Source organism: Achromobacter sp. ACM01 (assembly GCF_014851745.1).
GTDB lineage: Bacteria > Pseudomonadota > Gammaproteobacteria > Burkholderiales > Burkholderiaceae_B > Achromobacter > Achromobacter aegrifaciens.
In genome coordinates this window covers 38,978-62,949 of the sequence record NZ_JACVAF010000011.1, presented here as the reverse complement: position 1 = coordinate 62,949, position 23,972 = coordinate 38,978, and the positions used below count along the sequence as shown (strand labels likewise).

General features: G+C 66.4%; 21 protein-coding genes. 5 read left to right on the top strand and 16 right to left on the bottom strand.

Annotated elements, in window-relative coordinates:
• The 5 genes from IB268_RS31145 to panD all read right to left on the bottom strand — a co-directional run.
• A partial coding sequence (locus tag IB268_RS31145) for a TrbG/VirB9 family P-type conjugative transfer protein (protein WP_225591529.1) occupies positions 1–548 on the bottom strand: 548 nt, incomplete at its 3' end.
• 190 nt (positions 549–738) lie between these two features.
• Complete coding sequence (locus tag IB268_RS30075) at positions 739–2,079, bottom strand: extracellular solute-binding protein (RefSeq protein ID WP_054458690.1); 1,341 nt, start codon at positions 2,077–2,079, stop codon at positions 739–741.
• 4 nt (positions 2,080–2,083) lie between these two features.
• Positions 2,084–3,340 (bottom strand): D-amino acid dehydrogenase, encoded by a 1,257-nt coding sequence (locus IB268_RS30070; RefSeq protein ID WP_054458692.1) that lies wholly within the window; start codon positions 3,338–3,340, stop codon positions 2,084–2,086.
• A gap of 180 nt (positions 3,341–3,520) precedes the next feature.
• Positions 3,521–4,573, bottom strand: coding sequence for a CDP-6-deoxy-delta-3,4-glucoseen reductase (locus IB268_RS30065; protein ID WP_175214390.1), 1,053 nt, complete (start codon positions 4,571–4,573; stop codon positions 3,521–3,523).
• 63 nt (positions 4,574–4,636) lie between these two features.
• Complete coding sequence (gene panD, locus IB268_RS30060) at positions 4,637–5,005, bottom strand: aspartate 1-decarboxylase (protein ID WP_013392804.1); 369 nt, start codon at positions 5,003–5,005, stop codon at positions 4,637–4,639.
• A 208-nt stretch (positions 5,006–5,213) separates the two neighbouring features.
• Between panD and sugE the strand changes: the two genes are divergently transcribed.
• Entirely contained in the window at positions 5,214–5,531 is a 318-nt protein-coding gene (gene sugE, locus IB268_RS30055) for a quaternary ammonium compound efflux SMR transporter SugE (RefSeq protein ID WP_013392803.1), read from the top strand.
• Positions 5,532–5,555: 24 nt separating this feature from the next.
• On the opposite strand, the gene IB268_RS30050 is transcribed toward sugE, so the two are convergent.
• From IB268_RS30050 to IB268_RS30025, 6 genes are all read right to left on the bottom strand, one after another.
• Complete coding sequence (locus IB268_RS30050) at positions 5,556–6,428, bottom strand: MOSC domain-containing protein (protein WP_192355258.1); 873 nt, start codon at positions 6,426–6,428, stop codon at positions 5,556–5,558.
• A gap of 96 nt (positions 6,429–6,524) precedes the next feature.
• On the bottom strand, positions 6,525–7,451 hold the full coding sequence (gene thpD, locus IB268_RS30045) for an ectoine hydroxylase (protein WP_054458697.1): 927 nt from the start codon (positions 7,449–7,451) through the stop codon (positions 6,525–6,527).
• Positions 7,452–7,468: 17 nt separating this feature from the next.
• Positions 7,469–7,873, bottom strand: a complete 405-nt coding sequence (locus IB268_RS30040) for an ectoine synthase (RefSeq protein ID WP_006387829.1) — start codon at positions 7,871–7,873, stop codon at positions 7,469–7,471.
• Positions 7,870–9,177, bottom strand: a complete 1,308-nt coding sequence (gene ectB, locus IB268_RS30035) for a diaminobutyrate--2-oxoglutarate transaminase (protein ID WP_054458699.1) — start codon at positions 9,175–9,177, stop codon at positions 7,870–7,872. The genes IB268_RS30040 and ectB overlap by 4 nt, the downstream gene beginning before the upstream one ends.
• Before the next feature lie 123 nt (positions 9,178–9,300).
• A complete protein-coding gene (ectA, locus tag IB268_RS30030) occupies positions 9,301–9,861 on the bottom strand; it encodes a diaminobutyrate acetyltransferase (protein ID WP_054458701.1) in 561 nt (186 codons plus the stop codon).
• A complete protein-coding gene (locus IB268_RS30025) occupies positions 9,858–10,406 on the bottom strand; it encodes a MarR family winged helix-turn-helix transcriptional regulator (RefSeq protein ID WP_054458703.1) in 549 nt (182 codons plus the stop codon). Before IB268_RS30025 ends, ectA begins: the two co-directional genes overlap by 4 nt.
• A 259-nt stretch (positions 10,407–10,665) precedes the next feature.
• Here IB268_RS30025 and IB268_RS30020 point away from each other — a divergent pair, with 259 nt between their 5' ends.
• The 4 genes from IB268_RS30020 to IB268_RS30005 all read left to right on the top strand — a co-directional run bounded on the left by IB268_RS30020 (position 10,666) and on the right by IB268_RS30005 (position 16,912).
• On the top strand, positions 10,666–11,595 hold the full coding sequence (locus tag IB268_RS30020; protein ID WP_054458705.1) for a MurR/RpiR family transcriptional regulator: 930 nt from the start codon (positions 10,666–10,668) through the stop codon (positions 11,593–11,595).
• A gap of 48 nt (positions 11,596–11,643) precedes the next feature.
• Positions 11,644–12,984 carry an aspartate aminotransferase family protein gene (locus tag IB268_RS30015; RefSeq protein ID WP_175163896.1) on the top strand — a complete coding sequence of 447 codons (1,341 nt, stop codon included), beginning with the start codon at positions 11,644–11,646 and terminating at the stop codon, positions 12,982–12,984.
• Between the two features lie 156 nt (positions 12,985–13,140).
• Positions 13,141–14,145 carry a TAXI family TRAP transporter solute-binding subunit gene (locus IB268_RS30010; RefSeq protein ID WP_054458708.1) on the top strand — a complete coding sequence of 335 codons (1,005 nt, stop codon included), beginning with the start codon at positions 13,141–13,143 and terminating at the stop codon, positions 14,143–14,145.
• Between the two features lie 148 nt (positions 14,146–14,293).
• A complete protein-coding gene (locus IB268_RS30005) occupies positions 14,294–16,912 on the top strand; it encodes a TRAP transporter fused permease subunit (RefSeq protein ID WP_175182326.1) in 2,619 nt (872 codons plus the stop codon).
• Here IB268_RS30005 and IB268_RS30000 read toward each other — a convergent pair whose 3' ends face one another.
• The 5 genes from IB268_RS30000 to IB268_RS29980 form a co-directional block, all read right to left on the bottom strand.
• Positions 16,913–18,112: a DUF418 domain-containing protein gene (locus IB268_RS30000; RefSeq protein WP_192355257.1), complete on the bottom strand. Its 1,200-nt coding sequence runs from the start codon at positions 18,110–18,112 to the stop codon at positions 16,913–16,915.
• Positions 18,109–18,732 carry a TetR/AcrR family transcriptional regulator gene (locus IB268_RS29995; protein ID WP_175214395.1) on the bottom strand — a complete coding sequence of 208 codons (624 nt, stop codon included), beginning with the start codon at positions 18,730–18,732 and terminating at the stop codon, positions 18,109–18,111. The genes IB268_RS30000 and IB268_RS29995 overlap by 4 nt, the downstream gene beginning before the upstream one ends.
• 113 nt (positions 18,733–18,845) lie before the next feature.
• Positions 18,846–21,185: a DNA topoisomerase IV subunit A gene (gene parC, locus IB268_RS29990; protein WP_192355256.1), complete on the bottom strand. Its 2,340-nt coding sequence runs from the start codon at positions 21,183–21,185 to the stop codon at positions 18,846–18,848.
• A gap of 35 nt (positions 21,186–21,220) precedes the next feature.
• Positions 21,221–21,826: a YcxB family protein gene (locus IB268_RS29985; RefSeq protein ID WP_054458717.1), complete on the bottom strand. Its 606-nt coding sequence runs from the start codon at positions 21,824–21,826 to the stop codon at positions 21,221–21,223.
• The gene (locus IB268_RS29980; RefSeq protein ID WP_054458719.1) at positions 21,826–23,787 is read right to left on the bottom strand and encodes a DNA topoisomerase IV subunit B; all 1,962 of its coding nucleotides are present in this window, start codon (positions 23,785–23,787) and stop codon (positions 21,826–21,828) included. Before IB268_RS29980 ends, IB268_RS29985 begins: the two co-directional genes overlap by 1 nt.
• Positions 23,788–23,972 lie beyond the last annotated feature (185 nt).

Below are 23,972 nucleotides of genomic sequence, written 5' to 3'. Positions count from 1 at the left end.
GCCGGGGCCGACGCAACGCCCGCGGCGGGAGCCGCGCCCGCCAACGGCCCGGCGGCTTGCAGCGCGCCGATGGCGGGCAGCGCCGGTTCGGTGGGCCGCGCCGGACCGATGCGCTCAGCCACGACGGCTGGCGCCAGCGGCGCAGGCTCATCCTGCGGCCTGCTCTCCGCCCGGGCGTCGGCGACCGGTTGCAGGCGCTGCGCGCGGGCGCTCAGACGCCCGCCGCGAAACAGCAGCCCGCTCCACCCTCCCGCCAGCACGACATAGGGGTCGCGCCGCAAATAGGGCAAGGCGCGCTCGCCGTCGCTGCCTACGCCGAAAATCGCCGGGAGCGGCTGGCCCGGCGCGAATTGCAGCCAGGTTTCCTTGCCGTCGTCGAACACCTGCATGGGCGCAACCGAGGGATCGCCGGACAATTGCCAATCGAAGCGGAAGCCTTGGGCCGCCTGCCTCGAGGCTTCCCATGACGTTGCGGCCGGACTCTTGCCGACCCCTGTGCAGGCCCCCAGGCAGGACAGCCCTGCCGCCAGAAAGAAGAAACGAACCATGCCTCACCGCGAGCAAAAGGCGCACCGGAATCGATACGCATGAGAGGCATGGTGGACGAGCGGCCCCAGCGTCACCAGACTGGCATGTACGCATGGATGGTTTGGTCGCGCGGCGGACGGACGAAAAAAAACCCGGTCCAGGGACCGGGTTTGCATCAGGATTCGGCGGCGCCTGCGCCGCCTGCCTGGATCAGCGTTGCGCCGCGATGCTGCGTGCCTGGGTGGCGGCGTTGTTCAGCGCCGCCACCGGCGGCACCTTGCCTTCGAAGGCATCGTTCAGTTGCTGGTTCAGCACGGGCTCGATGCGCGTGTAGTTGGCCATGCGGAAACCGCGGCTGTTTGCCGTGGGGTTGGTGCGCATGGAGGCAATCAGCGCCTGGACGCCCGGAATGCGGTTATAGAACGACACGTCCGAGGCGCGGAAAGCGGCCTCGGTCAAGGGCAGGTAGCCGGTGCGCTGGTGCCATTCCGCGGCGATGACGGGCTTGGACAGCCAGGCCAGGAACTGGGCGGTGGCCTTTTCCTCGGCTTGGGGATGGCCTTCCAGCGCCCACAGCGCCGAACCGCTCACGAAGGGCTTGCCACCGTCCTTGGTGGCCTGCTCGTAGTAAGGCAGCGGCGCCACGCCGAAGGACAGCGACTTGGTGTTGAGGAACTGGCCGAACGCGCCGGTGTTGGCGGTCAGCACGGCGCATTCACCCTTGGCGAACAGCTTGTCGCTGGCGTTGTCGCCCGAATGCGCCATGAACAGCAGCGAACGCTTCCAGCTGACCATCAGCGAGATGTGGCGCATGTACAGCGTGTCGAACTGCATGGCCGGCGCGGCCGACTTCTTGGTGACCGCGTCCAGCCCGTTGTTGTTGCTGGTGAACTGCTGGTTGTTGATCGGCGCCAGGTTCTCCAGGTGGACCGTGACCTGGTCGCTGGAGGCGTAGGGGCAGTCGATATCCGCCACGTCGCGCAGCTTCAGCAGCTCGCCTTGCAGAGCGGTCCACGTGCGCGCGGGCTTGTTGGGATCCAGGCCGGCCTTCTTGTAGGCGGCGGTGTTGTAGAACATCACCGGCACTTCGGCCATCCAGGGGAAGGCCAGCAGGCGGCCCTTGCTGTCGCGCGTGAAGCTGCTGGTGGCCGGCACGAACCAGTTCAGGTCCTTGATCGGGTACTTGGCCAGCAGTTCGTACAGCGGCAGCACGGCCTTGTGCTGGGCGACGACTTCAGGCGAATGGTTGTCGGTCAACTGCAGCAGGTTCGGGCCCTTCTTGGCCTTGACCGCCGTGACGGCTTCCTGTTCCAGCGCGCTGGGCGAGGCGAAGCCGCGCAGCGTCACGCGGACCTCGTCCTGCTCCTTGTTGTATTGCTTGGCGAGCTTTTCGAACTCGGCCTTGTTTGCGTCGGTCAGCGTGTGCCAGACCTGGATCTCGACCGCGGCGGCATTCGCCGCACCGGCCATCGCCATGGCGGCGCCGAACAACCATGCGCGCCGGCTGGCGAACATCGCGCGGGCAACGCCCGCCAATTGCAGATTCTTCATAGGTTCACAGACCAAGAAAAGGAAATTCCGGTTCCGGCCGCCTTCCGCTGAGCAGATCGGCCAATGCCCGGCCCGAGCCAACGCCCATCGTCCAGCCGAGCGTACCGTGTCCTGTGTTGACGTACAGGTTGGGGATACGGCTGCGGCCGATGATGGGCACGTTCGAGGGAGTGGACGGGCGCAAGCCCGACCAATAACTGACACGCTCGAAATCGAGCGCGTCGGGAAAAAGTTCGCGCGCCAAGCGGGTCATGGCTTCGCAACGTCCGGTGTTCAGGCTGCGGGAATAGCCCGACAGCTCGGCGGTTCCGGCCATGCGCAGGCGGTCGCCCAGGCGCGAGAAAACCACCTTGTGGCTGCTGTCCGTCAGGCTGACCGTGGGCGTGGCATCCGGCTTGATCACCGGGAAAGTCGCGGAATAGCCCTTGGCCGGATAGACGTTGCAGGGCACGCCCAGCGGCCGCAGCAGGTAGGGGCTGAAACTGCCCATCGCCACGACGTAGGCGTCGGCCGACAGGGCGCCGTAACGGCCATCGGGTTCGATGATCTCGACGCTTTGCACCGTGCCGCCGGTGGTCAGCAGGCGCGTGGCGCGCGTGCTGTAGCGGAATTCGACGCCGGCCCGGGCGCAACGCTCGGCCAGGGCCACGGTGAACAGGTGCACGTCGCCGCTCTCGTCCTCGGGCGTGTAATCGCCGCCGACGATGGTCTGGCGGTGCGGCGCCAGCGCGGGCTCGATGGCGATGACCTCGTCGGTCGATACCACACGGCGTTCCACGCCGAAGTCGCGCATCAGGCCCGCGGCGCGCTGCGAGTTTTCGAATTCGTGCGGATCGCGGTAGAAATTGAGGATGCCGCGTTCCAGGTGATCGTATTGGATGCCCAGTTCAGCGCGCATGCTGCGCAGGGTCGCGCGGCTGTATTCCGCCATGCGGACCATGGCGCGGATATTGGGAGCCAGGCGGCTGGGCAGGCACTCGCGCAGGAACGCCAGCCCCCACATCCATTGCCGCCAGTCCAGTTGCGGACGGAACAGCAGCGGGGCGTCGTCCTGGAACATCCATTTGAGCAGCTTGAGCGGGGCTTGGGGATTGGCCCAGGGTTCGGCGTAGGAGACCGAGATCTGCGCGCCATTGGCCAGACTGGTTTCCTGGGCGGGACCGGTGCAGCGATCTATGACGACGACGTCATGGCCGGCCTGGTTCAGCCACCAGGCGCTGGAGATTCCGATGATGCCGCCACCCAATACCGCTACTTTCATGCCCGCATTGCTCCTTGCGTGCCAGCTCGGTCCGCCGACCCGATGTCCGCGCCCCATGGCAAGCTGCTGCCCGGCAGTTTACCCCGGCGCTTTGCCCGCGCCTATGGAATAAAAAGGGGCGGAAGTCACAAACCTTTCCAGGCCCGCTCGTTCCACCCCGATTCGCTCATGCCCTGTTACTCAAGACTGGGTTGCAGCCTTGGCCAGGTCCGCTTCGGACGTGAAGGCGTCGGCGTAGAACTCTTCGGGCGGCAAGCCGTTCTGGGCGCTGAATTCGCGCCTTGCGGCGTCCACCATCAGTGGCGTGCCGCAGGCATAGACCTGATGGCCCGACAGGTCGACGATGTCCTGCATGACGGCTTCGTGGACAAAGCCGGTGCGCCCGGTCCAGCCGTCTTCCTGTACGGCATTGGAGACTACCGGCACGTAGCGGAAATCGGGCAGCATGCCGGTCCACGATTGGGCCAGCGCGTCCATGTAGAGGTCGCGCGGACGGCGTCCGCCCCAATACAGCGCCACGGGGCGCTTGATGTTGTTGTGGATCATGTGCTCGACAATGGCCTTGACCGGGGCAAAGCCCGTGCCGCTGGCCAGGAGCACGACTGGCTTGTCGCTGTCTTCACGCAGGAAGAAGGAACCGAACGGCCCTTCCAGGCGCAGGATCTCACGCTCTTTCATCTGCGTGTCGCCGGCGCCGAACACGTGGTCGGTGAACACGCCGCCGGGCATATGCCGGATGTGCAGTTCAAGCGGGCTGCCGGTGTGGGGCGCGCCGGCCATCGAATAGCTGCGCCGGCGGCCGTCCTTCAGGATGACTTCGATGTACTGGCCGGCGTAGTAGCGGAACTGCTCGGAGGCGGGCAACTGCAGCTTGATCACGGTGACGTCCGGGGCCACGCGTTCCAGCGCCTGCACGCGCGAAGGCAGCTTGCGGATCTGGATATCGCTGGCCAGGCGGACTTCGGTGGATTCGACCACCATGTCGGATTCAGGCCGGGCCTGGCAGAACAACGTGTAGCCGCCGGCCAGTTCCTCGGGCGAAAGAATCTGCGCGGGATACTGCCCCGCGTCGAACTCCCCGGACACCACGCGGCCCTTGCAGGTGGAGCAGGCGCCGTTGCGACAGCTGTACGGCAGGACGATGCCAGCGGCCAGCGCGCCATCGAGCACGGTCTGGCCGGGTTCGACCGGGAATTGATGCTGGCTGGGTTGGATGATGACCTGGAAGCTCATGATGAAACGGTTCAGGGTGTTAGCGGAGCGCCTCGTTCGCGAGGCGCTCCGCCCGGCCCGGCCTCAGGCCGGGAACTTGCGGATTTCCTTGACGCGGTTGGCGTCGTCCACCAGCACCACCAGCGGCTTGTGCGTGGCCGAGTCGGCCTCGGACATCGGGCCGTAGGTGCAGATGATCATCAGGTCGCCGACCTGGGCGCGGCGCGCGGCGGCGCCGTTCAAGGAGATGGCGCCGCTGCCGCGGGCCGCCTTGATGATGTAGGTGTCGAAACGTTCACCGTTGGTGACGTTGTAGAGCTCGATGCGTTCGAACTCGCGCATGCCGGCAGCGTCCAGCAAGTCTTCGTCGATGCCGCAAGACCCCTCGTAGTGGAGGTCGGCTTCGGTGACCGTGACGCGGTGCAGTTTTGCCCGCAGCATGATGCGTTGCATGATAAATATCCTGGTTTCGCGGCCCGGAACGCGAAGTGTTGCAAGAGTGATGCCCGGCACCCGGTTTTGCCGTATGAACCCGGTATTCTATAATTTTTGCCGCAGCGGGACGGCCCGCTGCCGCGCGCGGCGACTAGGCTGGCGCGTTTGATTCTGGGGACGGCCCCTCGCGCCGGCGGCACGCCGGCAGCACAAGGTAGGAGTCGTAATGACCTGGATCATCCTGGTACTCGCAGGCCTGTTTGAAATCGTCTGGGCCGTAGGCCTGAAATACACCCACGGATTCACCCGTTTCTGGCCTTCGGCCATCACCGCGGGAGGCATGGCCATCAGCGTCTGGCTGCTGGCGGTCGCCATGAAATCCCTGCCCCTGGGCACGGCCTATGCGGTGTGGGTAGGCATCGGCACGATCGGCGCCTTCGTGGCCGGCATCGTGCTGTTCGGCGAATCCACCAGCTGGATGCGCATCGCCAGCGTCGCCCTCATCGTGCTCGGCCTGGTGGGCCTGAAGCTGTCCTCGGCTTAAGGCCCCGGCGGCGAGGCCCCGGATTCAGAAATCCAGTTCGATCCCGACCTCGTCGCCGACCTTCAGGCGCGCGCCCTCGGGCGCGTCCAGGATGGCGTTCTGGCCGAACACCACGCCGATTTCCAGATTGCGGTAGCCGGCCAGTGTGCGGCCAGGCTCTTCATACTGCTGGGCGGTGTTCTGGTCGATGTCGGGGATCGAGCAACGGGTGCAAGGCTTGACGAAAGCCATCTTCACGCCCGCGGCTTCGATCAGGGCGGTGTGGTCTTCCTCGAAGGCTTCCCATTCGCCCTGGACCACGATATTGGGTCGGAAGCGGTCCATCGGCACCGGCGCCACGCCCTTGGCCTGCAGGCGAGCGTTCAGGTCGTCCAGCGAGGCCTGGTTGGCCACCAGCAGCGGGAAGCCGTCAGCAAAGCCAAAGCAGTGCTGGCCCGCGAACGGTTCGGCCAGGTCTGGATGCGCGTCCACCCAGCGCGACACCCAGTCCGGCTTGGCGTTGCGTTGCGCGGCCGCGTCCACCTTGTACAGACGGCACGGCGTCTTCAGGAAGTCGGAAAACCACTGCCCGGCCGCCGCGCTTTCGCGCCGGCCGGACGTGGTATCGCTCCACACGGCCACGGACTGCGCCTCTTGTTCCAGTCCCGATCCGTCCAGGGCAACGTTCAGATCGGACATGCCCGGCGCTGACAGGCGCAGCGTGTCGGCCGTGAGCGCCGTGCGGATCAGGGCCATCGCAGGCCATTGGCGCTGCGTCATGAACTGGCCATCGGCGCCGATCAGCATCCAGCGGCGGTCGTGGGCCAGCCCAGCGCGGTCGATGGGCGATTCGTCCAGGGCAATGCCCGCGCAGGATTTGACCGGGTAGATGTGCAGGCTGAGGATGCGGGCGGACATGGCGTGCGGAGTCTCGATGGGGCGAAGTGCGCAGAGAATAGCAGACGCCCGGAAGAAAAAATGCCCAGGCAGCGCCTGGGCATTTTCACAGGAGGCTCAGCCCCCCACCAGCTTCAAGGTATCCAGCGGGGTGACCGCCTTGAATCCCTTGCGCGTCGCGATGTGCTCGGGACGCGGAGTCAGGCCGTACTTGGGCGGGTTCAGCGTGTTTTCCATGCTGTTGTAGACCATGAACACGTTGGCGCGCGGCCACGGCGAGATGTTGCTGTTGGAGCCGTGCATCGTGTTGCAGTCGAAGAACACCACCGAACCGGCCTTGGCCGTCATGGAGCGGATACCGCCCTGCTCCACCAGCAGCTGCAGGCTGACCGGATCCGGCACGCCGTATTCCTGCTTCTTCAGCGACTGCTTGTAGTGTTCATTCGGCGTCTCGCCCACGCACGAGATGAACTGGCGATGCGATCCGGGCACCAGCATCAAGGGGCCGTTGCACTCGTTGTTGTCGGTCAGCAGCACCGAGCAGCTCAGCGCGCGCATCGCCGGCATGCCGTCCTCGACGTGCCAAGTTTCGAAGTCGGAGTGCCAGTAGAACTCCTTGCCCTTGAAACCGGGCTTCATGTTGGCGCGCGACTGGTGGATGTACACCTCGGACCCCAGGATCTGCCGCGCCACATTGACCAGGCGCGGATCGCGCACCAGGCGCGACAGGATGGGATTGAGCACGTGCACCATGAAGATCGAGCGCACCGCATTGCTGCCGGGCTCGGTGATGGACTCTTCGCGGCGCACGATCGAGGGGTCGCGCGTCATGCGCTCGACCTCGGTGGACAGCGCGCGGATTTCATCTTCGGAAAACAGGTTCTCCAGCAGGATGAAGCCGTCGCGCTCGTATTGCTCGACCTGGCCGGCGTTCAATGCGCTGGCGTACTGGCCGTTTTCATAGACCACCGGGTCCTGGCGGGCGATGATGGCGGAACTTCGATCCGTACGGGAGGCGTACGGATCCTGTGCAGGTGAGATCATGCGAACCTCCTTGTGTTTCAGGCCGCTTGGGCTTCGGCTTCAGGCAAGGCGTAGACGCCTTCTTTGTCATGCACTTCCTGGCCGGTCAGCGGCGGGTTGAAGACGCAGATGACGCGCAGCGGCTCCTTGCCGCCGCACAGCCAGTGCTCGTCGTGTTCGTTCAGGGCGTAGACCACGCCGGGCCCCAGTTCGTACTTCTTGCCGTCGGCGATGGTCTCGATGGAACCGTCGCCTTCGATGCACCACACCGCTTCAAGATGGTTCTTGTAGTGGATGTGGGTGCGGCCGCCCGGAAAGATGGTGGTCTCGTGAAAGGAGAAACCCATGCCGTCCTTCTTGAGCAGCACGCGGCGGCTGACCCAGGTGTCGGTGCGGACTTCGTCGGCGGTGCCGATCACATCTTTGACATTGCGTACGATCATTGACGTTTTCCTCCAAATTTCAGGATGCGGGCGGACTGCCCTTCTTCGGCGAGCGCTTCCGCGACACTGGCTTCGATCACGTCCAGGCCCTTGCCGAGCAGCTCTTCCTCGATGGTCAGGGCGGGCAGCAGCTTGAGCACTTCATCGTGCGCGCCCGAGGTCTCGATCACGACGCCTTTCTTGAAGGCGTTCTGCGCGATGCGGTTGGCCAGCGCGGGCGTGGCGTTGCACACCAGACCCTGGATCAGGCCGCGGCCGCGCACCGACAGGCCGGCGTTGGGATAGCTGTGAACCAGGTTCTCCAGCCAGTCGCGCACCTGGCGCTCCTTGCGCTGGATTTCGGTGGCGAAGGCGGTGTTAGCCCAATAGGTTTCCAGCGCCTGCGCGGCCGTGACGAAGGCCAGGTTGTTGCCGCGGAAGGTGCCGCTGTGGGCGCCGGGTTTCCAGATGTCCAGCTCGGGCTTCATCAGCACCAGCGACATCGGCAGGCCGAAGCCCGACAGCGATTTCGACAGGGTAATGATGTCGGGGCGGATACCGGCGGACTCGAAACTGAAGAACGTGCCGGTGCGCCCGCAGCCAACCTGGATGTCGTCCACGATCAGCAGCATGTCGTGGCGCTTGCACAGCTTTTCCAGTTCCTTCAGCCAGCGCAGCGTCGCCACGTTGACGCCGCCTTCGCCCTGCACCGTTTCCACGATGACGGCCGCCGGCTTGTCCATGCCGCTGCTGGGATCTTCCAGCATGCGTTCAAGATAGGCCATGGTGTCCACGTCCGGACCGAAGTATCCGTCGTAGGGCATGAAGGTGGTGTTGCCCAGCGCATAGCCGGACGCGTCGCGGAACTTCATATTGGCCGTCACCGCCAACGAGCCGCCGCTCACGCCATGGAAACCATGGGTGAAAGAGATGACGTTGGGACGTCCCTTGACCTGGCGCGCGATCTTCAGCGCAGCTTCAACCGCGTTGGTGCCGGTGGGACCGGTGAACTGCAAGGTGTATTGCCAGTTCCGCGGCTTGAGCAGCACGCGGTCCACCGTCTCCAGGAAACGCTTCTTCGCGCTGGTGGCCATGTCCAGGCCATGCACCACGCCGTCCGACTGGACGTACTCCAGCAGCTTTTCCTTGAGAACAGGATTGTTGTGGCCATAGTTCAGCGTGCCGGCGCCGCTGAAGAAATCGATGTATTCGGTGCCGTCCTCATCGATCAGGGTCGAGCCCCTGGCCTGGCTGAATATCACGGGGAACGACCGGATGTAGCCCCGTACCTCCGACTCCATCCGGTCAAAGATCTTCAAGTCCATGATTAATCCTCCCTTTTCATCTCATGAGTGGACGGACGGCCAGAACCCTTCCGGGTGCGCTTGCGCATCCGGATCGGCCAACCATCCCGGTAATTCGATAAGACCGCTGGGCTTGCGCCGCCCCTAGGGGGCTGGCAAGGCGAACGGACCTATCCTCAACAACATCTCGTCGTCATGGTCCGCGCCGCCGAAAAGCTGCCGGTCGAAGAACGGCTGCTCGGAGACGTGGGCGCCGAGTTCGCTGGCCAAGCCGGCAAAGCTGCGGCGCGATGCCTGGTTGTCAGGCCCCACCGTGGTTTCGAGATAGCGGACATGCTCGAGACCCTTGCGGCGCAAGAGCTCGCGGAGCATGGCGCGGCCCAGTCGATGGCCGCGTGCGCGGGTGTGCACCGCGACCTGCCAGACAAACAAGGTGTCGGGCCGGTCCGGGATCACGTATGCGGAGATAAAACCGTCGATGCGTCCGCCGGCGCTTTCGGCCAGGACGCAGGTGTCGCGGAAATGCTCAGCGAGGAGCAGGTACGCGTAGAGGGAATTCAGGTCGAGCGGCGGGCACTCGGAAATGAGGCGGTGGATGGCGGCGCCGTCTTTGCGGTCGGGCAGACGCATGGTATGGGTCTGCGCGCTGACCGCCGGCGCCACGGCACTTGAGAGGGTTGGGGTATCCAGTTCGGTTTTCTTCATGCAACGATTCCCGATTCAGGGGGTGCCCCGCCCGTGGGCACTTCAAGGATGGGCGAAGACACGTCGCCATGCGTGTCGACGGCGGCCTGGCCGTCCTGCTCCATGAGCGCCACGATGCGCTCCAGGGACAGCGTGATGGTGGCCTGTTCCAGTTCGGGCAAGGCATTGAGCGCGTCGGCCAGATGCTTTTGCAGCGGCGACGGCGCGCCTTGCGCCAGTTCGCGGCCCGCGTCCGTGGCCGTGACGAATACGATGCGACGGTCTTCGCGGCCGCGTTCGCGGCGGATCAAGCCCTTGTCTTCCAGGCGATCCAGGATCCCGACCACGGTGCTGGGACTGACGTGCATTTCGCGGCTGATCGCGGTGGCCGTCATCGGACCGTTGGCGATCACGGTGCGCAGGCACATCAGTTGCGGCGCCGTAATGTGGCTGACGGCGGACAACTGGCGCGAATGCAAGGCGATGGAACGCGTGATGCGGCGCAGGGCCCGCAAGATGCGCAAATCGTATTGCTGTGCAGGGTCGGATTTCGCGGTGTCAGTCATGGGAAAACGTGTTCGGTCAAATTCATTTCTACACAAATGATATGCGCACGATTCATTCCCGTCAAACAAAAATCCCGTTGCGTGATGTAAGTAAATGAGCGCCGATTTGCGGGAATTGGCAGCGAATTTCAAGGACTTACCCGCGAGCGAGCTTGCCTAGACCGTCAGACGCTCTAGGTGGAACCCCTTATAAAAACATATGTTTTTTTATTGATTCAAGATTTATCATCTGTTTTTTTACAGCCTCTTCCCGCCGTACATGTCCTTGCCGTCCGACCTCCTCCTGACCCTCCAGGAAAAACTGGAACAACTGCCGCCGGAACTGCAGCGGGCGGCGCATTGGGTCGTGGCGCATCCCGCCGAGGTCGGCCTGTGGTCCATGCGGCGCCAGGCCCAGACCCTGGGCGTGGCGCCGGCAACCATGCTGCGGCTGGCGCGGGCCGTCGGTTTTTCCAGCTACGAGGATTTCCGTCAGCCCTTCCAGCAGGCCCTGGCAGGGCAGGCCGCGCCGGGACTGCGCGAGCGCGCCGCCGCGCTGCAGGCCGCGGCGGGCGAACCCGCGGCGCCCGGGCACGACGTGCTCACCGACTATCAGGTTCGGGCCATGAGCTCCGTCTGCGCGCTGAACCCGCCCTCCGCCTTCGACGCCGCGGTGCAGACCCTGCTGGAAGCCAGGCAGGTCGGCTTCCTGGGCACGCGCTCAGCCTTCGGCATTGCCTTCCAGATGCGCTACGCCTACCAGCTGGTGCGGCGCAACAGCGTGCTCATAGACGGCCTGGGCGGCGCGCCCGCCGAGCAAGCCGACAACCTGGGACCCGGCGACGCGCTGATCGTGATCTCGCAGGCGCCCTATCCCACCGCCACCGTGCAACTGGCCCGCCAGGCCGCGCAGCGCGGCGTGGCGCTGATCGCGCTGACCGATGACCCCTTGTCGCCGCTGGCGGTCGACGCCCGCCACACCCTGCGCTTCGCGCCTCCTGACCGCGAAGGCGTGCGGGCCCGCCCGGCGCGCCAGGGGCCCGGGTCGTTCTTCCACACCACCGCCGGCCTGCTGGGCCTGGCGGAGCACCTGATCGCCCGGCTGACCGCGCGCGGCGGCGAGGAGGTGCTGAACCGGCTGACCGAAGTGGAACAGCGCCTGCTCAACGACAACGTTTACTGGAGCGCGCCGCCGCGCCGCCCCGCCTGACATCCCGTCCGGATTCGCCTTCAACCTCCTGCATTGCGGAATTGCCCCATGAGCCACACCCATGTCATGCATCGTTCATTGCGCCAGACGCCTCCCGTCGCGGTCCGCGGCCAGGGCGTGTGGGTCTACGACAGCGCCGGCCGCTCCTACCTCGACGGTTCGGGCGGCGCGGCGGTCTCCTGCCTGGGACACAACCACCCCGACATCCAGGCCGCCATGCATGCGCAGATCGACGCGCTGGCCTATGCCCACACCAGCTTTTTCACGACCGAGGTCGCGGAGCAATTGGCCGAGCGCCTGGTGGCCGATGCGCCGCCGGGCATTTCCCATGCCTACTTCGTCTCGGGCGGCTCGGAAGCGGTCGAAGCCGCGCTGAAAATGGCGCGGCAGTACTTCGTGGAAATCGGCCAGCCGGAACGCCGCCACATCGTCGCGCGGCGCCAGAGCTATCACGGCAACACGCTGGGCGCGCTGGCGGTGGGCGGCAATGCCTGGCGCCGCGCGCAGTTCGCGCCGCTGTTGATCGAGGTCGAGCACGTGTCGCCCTGCTACGCCTACCGCGACCAGCGCGAGGGCGAAAGCCCCGAGCAATACGGCGAGCGCCTGGCGCAGGAACTGGAACAGACCTTCGAGCGCCTGGGTCCGGGCACGGTGATGGCTTTCGTGGCCGAACCCGTGGTCGGCGCCACCGCCGGCGCCGTCACGGCTGTGCCGGGTTATTTCCGCCGCGTCCGCGAAGTCTGCGACCGTCACGGCGTGCTGCTGATCGCCGACGAGGTCATGTGCGGCATGGGCCGCACCGGCACGCTGTACGCAGTGGAACAGGAAGGCGTCACGCCTGACCTGATCACCATCGCCAAGGGCCTGGGCGGCGGCTATCAGCCGATCGGCGCGGTGATGGTGCAGCAGCGCATCGTGGATGCCATGCAGCAAGGCAGCGGCTTCTTCCAGCATGGCCACACCTATCTGGGCCATGCGATTGCCTGCGCCGCGTCGCTCGCCGTGCAGGAGGTGATCCGGCGCGACGGCCTGCTGGCGCGCGTGCAAGCGCAGGGCGCAGGCTTGCGCCAGCGGCTGGAGAGCGCGCTGGGCGCGCATCCGCACGTCGGCGACATCCGCGGCCGCGGCCTCTTCATGGGCATCGAGCTGGTGCAGGACCGCGCCAGCAAGCAGACCTTCGACCCCGCGCTGTCGCTGCACGCGCGCATCAAGCGCGAAGCCATGGCGCTCGGTTTGATGGTCTACCCGATGGGCGGCACCATCGACGGCCGCCACGGCGACCACGTGCTGCTCGCCCCGCCCTTCATCATCTCCGACGATGAACTGGACCAGTTGACCGAACGTCTGAGCGGCGCCATCGACGCCGCCATCGCGCAGGCGCGCGCCTAGCCGCCTGCTGCAAGCGCGGCGCAAGCGATTGCGCCGTGCCGCCCGCCTGGCGCGGGCTCGTGATGATACGCACAGGGTGCTCCGCGGCTCGCGGGGCGCACCAACCGCCGGCCAAGACCGGCAATATCACGGGGAAAAACCCCAAAAGGAGTTTGCATGACCACGTCCGTCAAACACCCCTTGGGCCATCGCAACGCCTGGACGCTCGCAGCCGCGGGCCTTGCCACGGCATTGCTGTCCACGGCGCCGGCGCCCGCCGCCGCCCAACAGAAGTTCGTCAGTATCGGCACGGGCGGCGTCACCGGCGTCTACTATGCCGCCGGCGGCGCCATCTGCCGCCTGGTCAACAAGGATCGTTCCAGCCACGGCATCCGTTGCTCGGTCGAATCGACCGGCGGCTCGGTCTTCAACGCCAACACCATCAAGGCCGGCGAGCTGGACCTGGGCGTGGTGCAATCCGACGTCGGCTTCAACGCCTACAAGGGCGAAGGCCAGTTCAAGCAGGCCGGACCGTACACCAAGCTGCGCTCGGTGTTCTCCATCCACCCCGAGCCCTTCACCGTCGTGACGCGCAAGGAAGCGAACATCAAGAGCTTCGAAGACCTCAAGGGCAAGCGCTTCAACGTCGGCAACCCCGGCTCGGGCACGCGCGCCTCGATGGAGGAGTTGCTGAGCACCATGGGCTGGACGCTGAAGGACTTCTCGCTGGCGTCCGAACTGCGTCCCGACGAGCACGGTTCCGCGCTGTGCGACGGCAAGATCGACGGCTTCTTCTATGGCGTGGGCCACCCCTCGGCCAACATCCAGGACCCCACCACCAGCTGCGGCGCCAAGCTCGTGTCGCTGACCGGTCCCGCCGTGGACAAGCTGGTCGAGAAGTACCCGTACTACGCCCACGCCTCGATTCCGGCCGGGCTGTATCCGAACAACCCGACGGAAACCAAGACTTACGGCGTGACCGCTACCTTCGTCACTTCCGCCGACGTGCCCGAGGCGACGGTCTACACCGTGGTCAAGGCGGTGTTCGACAACTTCGACGACTTCAAGAAGCTGCACCCCGCGTTTGCCAACCTGAAGGCGGCGGACATGGTGAAGAACGGACTGTCGGCGCCGCTGCATCCGGGCGCCGAGAAGTACTTCAAGGAAAAGGGCCTGCTCTGAGGCCCAGGCCCAAGGGCCGCTGAAACGGCACGCATGTGTGGCCGGGTCCAACCCCGCCACGCAGGCTGCCGTCCCCTGCGCACAGCAAGCGCGGGGGCTCAACGCGCGCCGCGCCGCCGGCGCGCGCCATGACACGTAGGGGAATTTCATGAATAAAGAGCCGCATACGCCGGCCCCGGACCTGGAACAGCTGGTCGCCGACGCCGACCGCGGAGGCCGCAATGTGCGCGGCCTGGCGGGCGCCACCTTGGCGGCGGGCGCGCTGATCTGGTCCCTCTTCCAGCTCTGGTACGCGTCGCCGCTGCCGTTCTCCCTGAATTGGGGCATCTTCAACGACACCGAGGCGCGCGCCCTGCACCTGGGCATCGCCATGTTCCTGGGCTATCTGGCCTACCCCGCCAGCAAGCGCTCGGCGCGCGACCGCATGCCCTGGTACGACTGGGCGCTGGCGCTGATGGCGGGCTTCTGCGGCAGCTATCTGTACGTCTTCTACAACGAGCTGGCGGGCCGTCCCGGCCAGCCGACCACCATGGACGTGGCCACTGCCGCGATTGGCCTGGCGCTGCTGCTGGAGGTGACGCGCCGCGCGCTCGGCCTGCCCATGACCGTGCTGGGCCTGGTGTTCGTGGCCTACGCGCTGGCCGGTCCCTGGTTGCCCGACGTGCTGGCGCACCGCGGCGCGTCGCTGGAACGCCTGATGTCGCACATGTGGCTGACAACGGAAGGCGTCTATGGCGTGGCGCTGGGCGTATCGGTGTCGTACATCTTCATCTTCGTGCTGCTGGGCTCGATGCTGGACAAGTGCGGCGCGGGCAACTACATGATGCAGGTGTCGTTCGCGCTGCTGGGGCACCTGCGCGGCGGGCCGGCCAAGGTGGCGGTGGTGTCCTCCGCCGTCAACGGCCTGGTGTCGGCGTCGTCGGTGGCCAATGTGGTGACGGGCGGCATCTTCACGATTCCGCTGATGAAGAAGGCCGGATACGGCGGCGTGCGCGCCGGGGCCATCGAGACCGCCTCGTCCGTCAACGGCCAGATCATGCCGCCCGTGATGGGCGCAGCCGCCTTTTTGATGATCGAGTATGTCGGCATTCCTTACACCGACATCATCCGCCACGCGATCCTGCCGGCCGCGATCTCCTACATCGCGCTGTTCTACATCGTCCACCTGGAAGCCCTGAAACTGGGCATCCAGCCCATGATGGCCTCGGGTCCCGCGCGCACGCCGCTGCAGAAGCTGGCCGGATGGGGCATGGGCATCAGCGGCACCTTGCTGGTGATGGGCGCGGTCTACTGGATAGGCACGGGCGTGCAGGCCGTGGCAGGCGCCGCGGCCATCTGGGTGTTGCTGGCCATCCTGGCCGTGCTCTATCTGTGGCTGCTGCGCGTGGCGGCGCGCCACCCCGACTTGCCGCAGGACATCGACATCAACCATCCCGTGCGCCCGCAACCCTGGCCCACGGTGCGCGCCGGGCTCTACTTTCTGATTCCCATCGGCATCCTGGTCTGGTGCCTGAGCGTGGAAGAGCTGTCGGCCGGACTGTCGGCGTTCTGGGCGGCGATGGCGATGCTGTTCCAGATGGTGACGCAGCGTCCGCTGATCGCCTGGTTCCGCAAGCAGCCGGTGTCCGCGGCCTGGCGCCACGGCTGGCGCGACGCCATCGGCGGCCTGGAGGACGGCGCCCGCAACATGATAGGCATCGCCATCGCCTGCGGCACCGCCGGGCTGATCGTGGGCGCCATCACCCTGACCGGCCTGGGCCTGCGCATGACGGCCTTCGTCGAACTGGTGTCCATGGGCAACGTGCTGCTGATGCTGATCTTCACGGCGGTGGTGTGCCTGATCCTGGGCCTGGGCATGCCGACCACGGCCAACTACATCCTGATGGCGACGCTGATGGCGCCCGTGGTGGTGGAGCTGGGCGCGCAGAGCGGCCTGGTGATTCCGCTGATCGCGGTGCACATGTTCGTCTTCTACTACGGCATCATGGCCGACATCACCCCACCCGTCGGCCTGGCGACCTTCGCGGCCGCCGCCATCTCGGGCGAGGACCCGATCAAGACCGGCATCCAGGGCGTGACCTACGCGGCGCGCACGGCCATCCTGCCGTTCATGTTCGTGTTCAACCCCATGCTGCTGCTGATCGACGTCACCTACGGTTGGGAACTGGCGCTGGTCGTGACGGGCGCCACGATCGCCTCGCTGACCTTCGCCGCCGCCACCATGCGCTGGTTCCGCGTGCGCTGCACGCTGGCCGAAGTCGGCGTGCTGCTGCTGGTCACGTTCATGCTGTTCCGTCCGGACTGGTTCATGGACCATTTCGCGCCGCGCCATGAAAGCCGTCCGGCCTCCGAGATGCAGGCCATCGCGGGCGCGCTGCCCGACAATGGAAGGCTGACGGTGGTGCTGCGCGGCATTAACCTGGAAGGCGACGAACTGACCAAGACGGTGGCCGTTGCCCTGCCCGAATTGACGGACAACCCGGGCGGGCAGGACGCGGGCCGCAAGCGCCTGGCCGAGGCCGGACTGACACTGATGAGCCTGGGCGAGCAGACGCAGATCGGCGGCGTGCGTTTCGGCAGCCGCGCCCAGCGCGCCGGCTGGGAACAAGGCTGGGACGTGCTGGAAGTGAAGGCGCCCAACCCGCAGCGCTGGTCCGACTTCTGGGTATATGTGCCGGCGTTGCTGCTGCTGGCAGGCATGTGGGCGCGCCAGGGCCGGCGCGACGGCGGCGCCCCCGTCGGCCGGCTGCGCGCCAAGCCGGTCTGATCAGTCAGCCCGCGCGCGCCGCCAGGCCGGCCAGGCGCCGATGGTGAGCGCGCGCAGGAACCACTCGACCGGGCCGTAGGCGTGGCGCCGCAGCCACCAGGCGGACAGCGGCAACTGCGCCGCGAATATCGCGACGGCAATGCAGAACGTCGCCAGGGGCGAGACCGAGCCGAACAGGCGCAGGCCCCAAGCGGTGAAAAGAAAGGCGCAGACCACGGATTGCATCAGGTAGTTGCTCAATGCCATCCGCCCGGCGGGCGCGAGCCAGCCCGCCAGCCGCGCCCCCGGCTGCGTGCGCATGGCCAGCAGCAAGGCCGCCGCGTACGACATGCTGAGCAACGGCGCGGTCAGCAGGTCCACCGCCAGACCCGGCAGTTCCCAGGCTGCCCCCGCTGACGGCAGCGTGCTGAAGGCGTAGGCCGCAGAACCGGCCAGGCCTGGCGCCAGGCCCAGCGCGCACAGCAACCACAGCACACGAGGCTGACGCCAGGGATCGGCCAGCGCGTTACGGCGGCCCAGCGCGTAGCCCGCCAGGAACATTGCGAACGCGAACGGCCCTTGCACGAACAGCACCGTGAACCACACGCCCCCGGTCAGCTCTTTCCAGTGCTGCGCGATGGTCGTGCCTATGCTGCCCCGGTAGGCGTCGATCGCCGCCAGGGCGTCCGCGTGGTACTGCGCCTCGTACCCGGGCGACACCGGGTCCAGATAGCTCAATGCGCCCAGAATGGCCCACAACGAGGCCGTCAGCACGATGAGCCACAGCGAAATGCGCAGCGCCCGCCGCGGCTCCATCCGCCGGCACAGCAGCAGCGCCAGGCCCAGCAATGCGTAGGTCAGCAGTATGTCGCCCTGGTAGAACAGCACCGCGTGCGCCAGCCCCAGCAAAGCCAGGCCCGCCAAGCGGCGCAGGAAGCGCGGCGCAAAAGCCGCCTGGCTGCGTTCGGCAGCGGTCATCTGCAAGTTGAAGCTGTACCCGAACAGGAAAGAGAACAGCAGGTAGAACTTGGTCTCGAACAGCCACGCGATCAGCCAGCGCACGGCCAGGTCCAAGGGCTGCGAGTACGCCGGGTCGGCCACGCCGGCGCCATAGAACGGCGACGAGAACACGCCGATGTTGACCACCAGGATGCCGAAGAGCGCGAAGCCGCGCAGCGCATCGACCTGCTCAAGCCGCGCATGGGTTGCCGTCGCGCTCATGCCTGCCCCCCTGCGGCTGCGCCTTGTTGCGCGTCGCCAGGCAGGCACCGCGACAAGGCCTGTTCCAGGAGACGGCTGCCGGCCGCCGCGCCAAAGGCGGGGTCGACCACCGACCGGCTGTAGACGCCGTCCAGCAGCAACAACAGCGTATCGGCCATCTCGGCTGCCGCCTGCGGCGGCGTGCGTTGTGCCCACACCGTTTCCAGCAAGGCCATCAACCCGGCCTTGCGCGCCGCCTCGTTCTCCAGCACCAGCGCGTGCACGCGCGGGTTGCGCACGGCTTCGGCCAGGATCTCCATGCCCAGCCTGACGTAGGCCGGGTCTTGATGCTGCGCCAACTGCGCGGCGACCCAATCCGTCAACGCCCGCCTCGCGTCGGGCGCGGCGCACGCTTGCCGCATGCGTTCGCGCGCGGACTCGGTATCCGACGCAATCATCGCTTCGATGATTTCCGCCTTGCTGCCGTAGTAGTGGAACAGGTTGCCGGGGCTCATGCCGGCGCGGGCGCAGATCTGCGCCGTCGAGGTCGAATGGAAGCCCTGCTCTGCAAAGCAATCCGCTGCGGCGGCCAATATCTGGGTGCGCCGTTCCTGCTGCTTGATGGGGTCGATCTTGCGCATGCTATTAATAGACTGAATGATCTATCTATTAAATACCGGGATCGCGCAGCCGGTCAACAGACGAAAAAATGGCGGGCCGCAGCCCGCCATTCTCTTGTCTGCCCGCCCGGAACCTAGCCCAGCACCGGCGACAGCACCACCGGCTGCTTGGGCCGCACATCCAGCGCCCGCCCCTTGCGGGCGCGCTTGCCGATGTACGGCGCCAGCGCGTCGCCCGCCAGGATGTCCTCGGTGTGCTTGTTGCGGTAGATGCCGGCCGCGCGCAGGCCGCCCGCGCCGATGGGCACGGTCTGGTCCAGCTTGTCGGTCCCGTCCAGCCCCATCAGGATGGTGCCGCGGCCGCCGCCGGACAGCGTCTTGACCTCGTCCAGGCCGAACACCAGGAACTTGCCCTTGTGCGACAGCAACGCCAATTGCTTGGCGCCGTCGAACAGCGGCACCGGACGCAGCAGTTCGTCGCCCTCTTCCAGGGTGATGAACTGCTTGCCGGCGCGCTGGCGGCTGACCATGTCGGACAGCTTGGCGGCAAAGCCGTAGCCGCCGCGCGTAGCCAGCAGCCAGCGGCTGTCGGGCGCGGCCGCGATCGTGTGGACGATACGCGTGCCGCTGCCCAGGTCGATCATGGTGGTGACCGGCTGGCCGTCGCCGCGGGCCGAAGGCAGCCCGGCGACCGGCACCGAATAGACGCGGCCGTTGTCGCCCATGGCGATCAGCGTGTCGGTGGTGCGGCACTCGAAGGCGCCGTACAGATCGTCGCCCTGCTTGAAGCCGAATTGCGACGCATCGTGGCCGTGGCCCTGGCGGGCGCGCAGCCAACCCTTCTGCGACACGATCACGGTGACGGGCTCGTCCAGCACCTTGGTTTCGAGCACGGCGCGTTCGGCGGTCTCGATCAACGTGCGGCGGTCGTCGCCGTATTGCTTGGCGTCGGCCTCGATTTCCTTGATCAGCAGGCGCTTGAGCGAAGCGGGATTGTCCAGCAGTTCCTGCAGGCGCACCTGTTCGTCACGCTTGTCGGCCAGTTCCTGCTCGATCTTGAAGCCTTCCAGGCGGGCCAACTGGCGCAGGCGCATTTCCAGGATGTCCTCGGCCTGGCGTTCGGACAGCTTGAAGCGTTCCATCAGCGCGGCGCGCGGCTCGTCGGATTCGCGGATCGTCTGGATGACTTCGTCCACGTTCAGGTAGACGACCATGCGGCCTTCCAGCACGTGGATGCGGTCGATGACTTTGTCCAGGCGGAAGCGCGTGCGGCGCACCACGGTATTGGTGCGGAACGCCAGCCACTCGACCAGGATGTCGCGCAGCCCCTTCTGGCGCGGCCGGCCGTCAGTGCCGATGCACACCAGGTTGATGGACGAGCTGCTTTCCATGCTGGTCTGCGCCAGCAGCGTGTTGACGAATTCGTCGCGGTCCACGCGCGAGGTCTTGGGTTCGAAGACCAGGCGCACGGCGGCGTCCTTGCCCGACTCGTCGCGCACGGCGTCCAGCAGGTTCAGCATCACCGCCTTGGCCTGCGTCTGCTCGGGCGTCAGGCTCTTCTTGCCGGTCTTGACCTTGGGGTTGGTGATTTCCTCGATCTCTTCCAGCACCTTCTGGCCCGAGGTGCCCGGCGGCAGCTCGGTGACCACCAGTTGCCATTGGCCGCGCGCCATTTCCTCGAACTGCCAGCGCGCTCGCACCTTGAGCGAACCGCGGCCGCCCGCGTAGATCTGGGCGATGTCCTCGGCCGGCGTGATGATCTGCCCGCCGCCCGCGAAATCCGGACCCGGGATCAGGGCGTGCAGCTCGGCGTCCGGCATCTGCGGATGCTTCAGCAGCGCCACGCAGGCCTGCGCCACTTCGCGCAGGTTGTGCGGCGGGATCTCGGTCGCCATGCCGACCGCGATGCCCGAGGCGCCGTTGAGCAGCATCACGGGCAGGCGCGCCGGCAACATCTGCGGCTCTTGCTGGCTGCCGTCGTAGTTGGGCACGAAGTCCACGGTGCCTTCGTCCAGCTCGTCCAGCAGCAGCTTGGCGATGGGGGTAAGGCGAGCTTCCGTGTAGCGCATGGCGGCGGCGTTGTCGCCGTCGCGCGAACCGAAGTTGCCCTGGCCGTCGATCAGCGGATAGCGCAGCGAGAAATCCTGCGCCATGCGCACCATGGCGTCATAGGCGGCCTGGTCGCCGTGCGGGTGATACTTGCCCAGCACGTCGCCCACGACGCGCGCGGACTTGACGGGCTTGGCGCCAGCGGCCAGCCCCATCGCCTGCATGGCGAAGAGAATGCGCCGCTGCACGGGCTTCTGCCCGTCGCCCACGTCCGGCAGGGCGCGGCCGCGCACCACGGACACCGCGTAGTCCAGATAGGCTTGCTCGGCGTAGCGCGCCAGGGTGATGGCGGCGTCGCCATCGCCACCGCCATCGCCGCCGGGCGGATTGGAATCGAACAAGCCGGGTTGATTGCTGTCGGTCATGATGTATTCAGGTAGACAATTTCATCGAAACGGCGTCAAAGCGCCTGCGCGGACGACATCAGCTGCGTATCGGCGACATGCGCGCGCAACTGGGTCCGCACCGCATCCAACGTGGCGGCGTCCTGCCCGCGCTTGGGGATGATCACGCCTTGCAAAGTGCCGAGAATGACATAGAGATGCTGCGGGGTTTCCTCGACCCGCCGCACATCGGACCAGTCCATGCGTCCGGAGGCGGTGGCAGTGGTATCCGTGATGCCGTCGGGGCCGAAGTCCAGCTGATGCCGTCCCAGGAACAGCTCGTCGGGCTGACGCTTCAGCATGCGGCGCGTGTTCATCCTGACCAGCGAGGGCAGGACGTACTCGTAAGCCAGCGCCAGGAGCGCAAGAATGCCCAGGCCCACCGCCAAGCCCTGGAAATACACGGGCAGGATCCGCCCCCAGTTCGGCGTATTGCCGTCCCAGGTCTGCCAGATCAGGTAGGCCAGCAGGGCCACGATCATCAGGACCGCGAAACGCAGATGGGAGCGGTAGCGGCGGCGGCGCAGCTCCGGCCGCTTGTACACGTAAGCGGCGAAGTCGGCGTAGTCGTCGGCAGTCATCTGGACGTCCATGCGGGCCGAGCCGGGCGCGGACCCGGCCATCAGATGTCCAGCTCCGCCAGATTGCCCTTCTCTTCGATCCAGGCGCGGCGCTGCGAGGACTCGCCCTTGCCCATCAGCATGTCGAACATGCGGGTGGTGTCTTCGGGCGTCTGGTCGCCATAGCCCACGGGCAAGAGGCGGCGCGTGTCCGGATTCATGGTGGTTTCCCAGAGTTGCTCGGGATTCATTTCGCCCAGGCCCTTGAAGCGGCTGACGGCCCAGGCGCCTTCACGCACGCCTTCCTTGCGCAGCTTGTCCTGCGCGGCCTCGAGTTCGCCTTCATCCAGGCAGTAGATCTTGCGCGCCGGACGCTTGCCCTGCGCCGGCACGTCCAGCCGGAACAGCGGCGGCTTGGCCACGAACACGTTGCCGGCTTCGACCAGCTTGGGGAAGTGCTTATAGAACAGCGTCAGCAACAGCACCTGGATGTGCGAACCGTCGACGTCGGCGTCGGACAGGATGCAGATGCGGCCGTAGCGCAGGCCCGACAGGTCCGGGGTATCGCCGGGACCGTGCGGGTCCACGCCGATGGCGACGGAAATGTCATGGATTTCGTTGTTGGCGAAGAGCCGGTCGCGATCCACTTCCCAGGAATTGAGCACTTTGCCGCGCAGCGGCAGGATGGCCTGGAATTCCTTGTCGCGGCCCATCTTGGCCGAACCGCCGGCGGAGTCGCCCTCGACCAGGAAGACTTCGGTGCGGGTCGCGTCGCTGGATTCGCAATCGGTCAGCTTGCCCGGCAGCACGGCCACGCCCGAGCTCTTGCGCTTTTCGACCTTCTGGGCCGAGCGCTGGCGCGCCTGGGCCTGGCGGATGGCCAGTTCGGCCAGCTTCTTGCCGTATTCGACGTTACTGTGCAGCCACAGGTCCAGCGCGCTCTTGGAGAAGCCGCCGACCAGGCGCACCGCGTCGCGGCTGTTCAGGCGTTCCTTGATCTGGCCCTGGAACTGCGGATCCAGCACCTTGGCCGACAAGACGAAGCTGGCGCGGGCGAACACGTCTTCCGGCAGCAGCTTGACGCCCTTGGGCAACAGGCTGTGCAGCTCGGCGAAACCCTTGACCGCGCCGAACAGGCCTTCGCGCAGGCCCGATTCATGGGTGCCGCCGGCAGGCGTCGGAATCAGGTTCACGTACGACTCGCGCACGGCGTTGCCGTCCTCGGTCCAGGCCACCACCCACTGGGCGCCCTCGCCTTCGGCGAAGTTCTCGTGGTCGGCCCCGGCGTACTGTTCGCCTTCGAAGAACGGCACCATCAGCTCCGCCCCGGCCAGCGCCTCGGACAGATAGCCGCGCAGGCCGTCCTGGTATTGCCAGGTCTTGGTGTCGCCGGTTTTCTCGTTGACCAGGGAAACCTTGACGCCCGGCAGCAGCACGGCCTTGCTGCGCAGGAGGTGCGTCAGCTCGCCCAGCGGAATGTTGGGGCTGTCGAAATACTTGGCGTCCGGCCAGACGCGCACGCGGGTACCGGACTTCTTGCGGCCACCCTGGTCGTAGGGCGCCAGGGGCTCGGCCACGTCGCCGCCCTTGAAGACCAGGCGGTTGACGGCGCCATCGCGCCACACCACCACTTCCAGGCGCGTGGCCAGGGCGTTGGTGACGGACACGCCCACGCCGTGCAAGCCGCCGGAAAAGGCGTAGGCGCCGCCGCCCGCCTTGTCGAACTTGCCGCCTGCGTGCAGGCGCGTGAACACCAGCTCCACCACGGGAGCGTTCTCTTCAGGGTGCAGGCCAACGGGAATGCCGCGCCCGTCGTCCTCGACGGAAACGCTGCCGTCGACGTGCAGCGTGACCTGGATCTGCTTGCCGTATCCGGCCAATGCCTCGTCTGCGGCGTTATCAATGACCTCCTGCACGACGTGCAGGGGGTTTTCGGTTCGGGTGTACATGCCCGGGCGCTGGCGCACGGGCTCCAGTCCCTTCAGGACGCGAATGGACGCCTCGGTGTAACGTGGAGTGGCCAAGTTATCCCCAACATCTGTGGAAAAAAACCGACATTTTACGGATAAGTCCAGATTCTGCGCGGCTCCCAGTGGGATGAGCACGACCTGACCAGCTCCGAATTCGGTAGGATGGTGACAGTCACAGCCAGCGCATCGGGTCGGTACCGCCCGGATCGCGACAACTGCGCCGCAACATCCTACACAAA

Bases quoted from the DNA above. Each gene is read 5' to 3' on its own strand.
- IB268_RS30075 (WP_054458690.1), bottom strand. From the start codon at position 2,079: ATGAAGAATCTGCAATTGGCGGGCGTTGCCCGCGCGATGTTCGCCAGC.
- IB268_RS30070 (WP_054458692.1), bottom strand. From the start codon at position 3,340: ATGAAAGTAGCGGTATTGGGTGGCGGCATCATCGGAATCTCCAGCGCC.
- IB268_RS30065 (WP_175214390.1), bottom strand. From the start codon at position 4,573: ATGAGCTTCCAGGTCATCATCCAACCCAGCCAGCATCAATTCCCGGTC.
- panD (WP_013392804.1), bottom strand. From the start codon at position 5,005: ATGCAACGCATCATGCTGCGGGCAAAACTGCACCGCGTCACGGTCACC.
- sugE (WP_013392803.1), top strand. From the start codon at position 5,214: ATGACCTGGATCATCCTGGTACTCGCAGGCCTGTTTGAAATCGTCTGG.
- IB268_RS30050 (WP_192355258.1), bottom strand. From the start codon at position 6,428: ATGTCCGCCCGCATCCTCAGCCTGCACATCTACCCGGTCAAATCCTGC.
- thpD (WP_054458697.1), bottom strand. From the start codon at position 7,451: ATGATCTCACCTGCACAGGATCCGTACGCCTCCCGTACGGATCGAAGT.
- IB268_RS30040 (WP_006387829.1), bottom strand. From the start codon at position 7,873: ATGATCGTACGCAATGTCAAAGATGTGATCGGCACCGCCGACGAAGTC.
- ectB (WP_054458699.1), bottom strand. From the start codon at position 9,177: ATGGACTTGAAGATCTTTGACCGGATGGAGTCGGAGGTACGGGGCTAC.
- ectA (WP_054458701.1), bottom strand. From the start codon at position 9,861: ATGAAGAAAACCGAACTGGATACCCCAACCCTCTCAAGTGCCGTGGCG.
- IB268_RS30025 (WP_054458703.1), bottom strand. From the start codon at position 10,406: ATGACTGACACCGCGAAATCCGACCCTGCACAGCAATACGATTTGCGC.
- IB268_RS30020 (WP_054458705.1), top strand. From the start codon at position 10,666: ATGTCCTTGCCGTCCGACCTCCTCCTGACCCTCCAGGAAAAACTGGAA.
- IB268_RS30015 (WP_175163896.1), top strand. From the start codon at position 11,644: ATGAGCCACACCCATGTCATGCATCGTTCATTGCGCCAGACGCCTCCC.
- IB268_RS30010 (WP_054458708.1), top strand. From the start codon at position 13,141: ATGACCACGTCCGTCAAACACCCCTTGGGCCATCGCAACGCCTGGACG.
- IB268_RS30005 (WP_175182326.1), top strand. From the start codon at position 14,294: ATGAATAAAGAGCCGCATACGCCGGCCCCGGACCTGGAACAGCTGGTC.
- IB268_RS30000 (WP_192355257.1), bottom strand. From the start codon at position 18,112: ATGAGCGCGACGGCAACCCATGCGCGGCTTGAGCAGGTCGATGCGCTG.
- IB268_RS29995 (WP_175214395.1), bottom strand. From the start codon at position 18,732: ATGCGCAAGATCGACCCCATCAAGCAGCAGGAACGGCGCACCCAGATA.
- parC (WP_192355256.1), bottom strand. From the start codon at position 21,185: ATGACCGACAGCAATCAACCCGGCTTGTTCGATTCCAATCCGCCCGGC.
- IB268_RS29985 (WP_054458717.1), bottom strand. From the start codon at position 21,826: ATGGCCGGGTCCGCGCCCGGCTCGGCCCGCATGGACGTCCAGATGACT.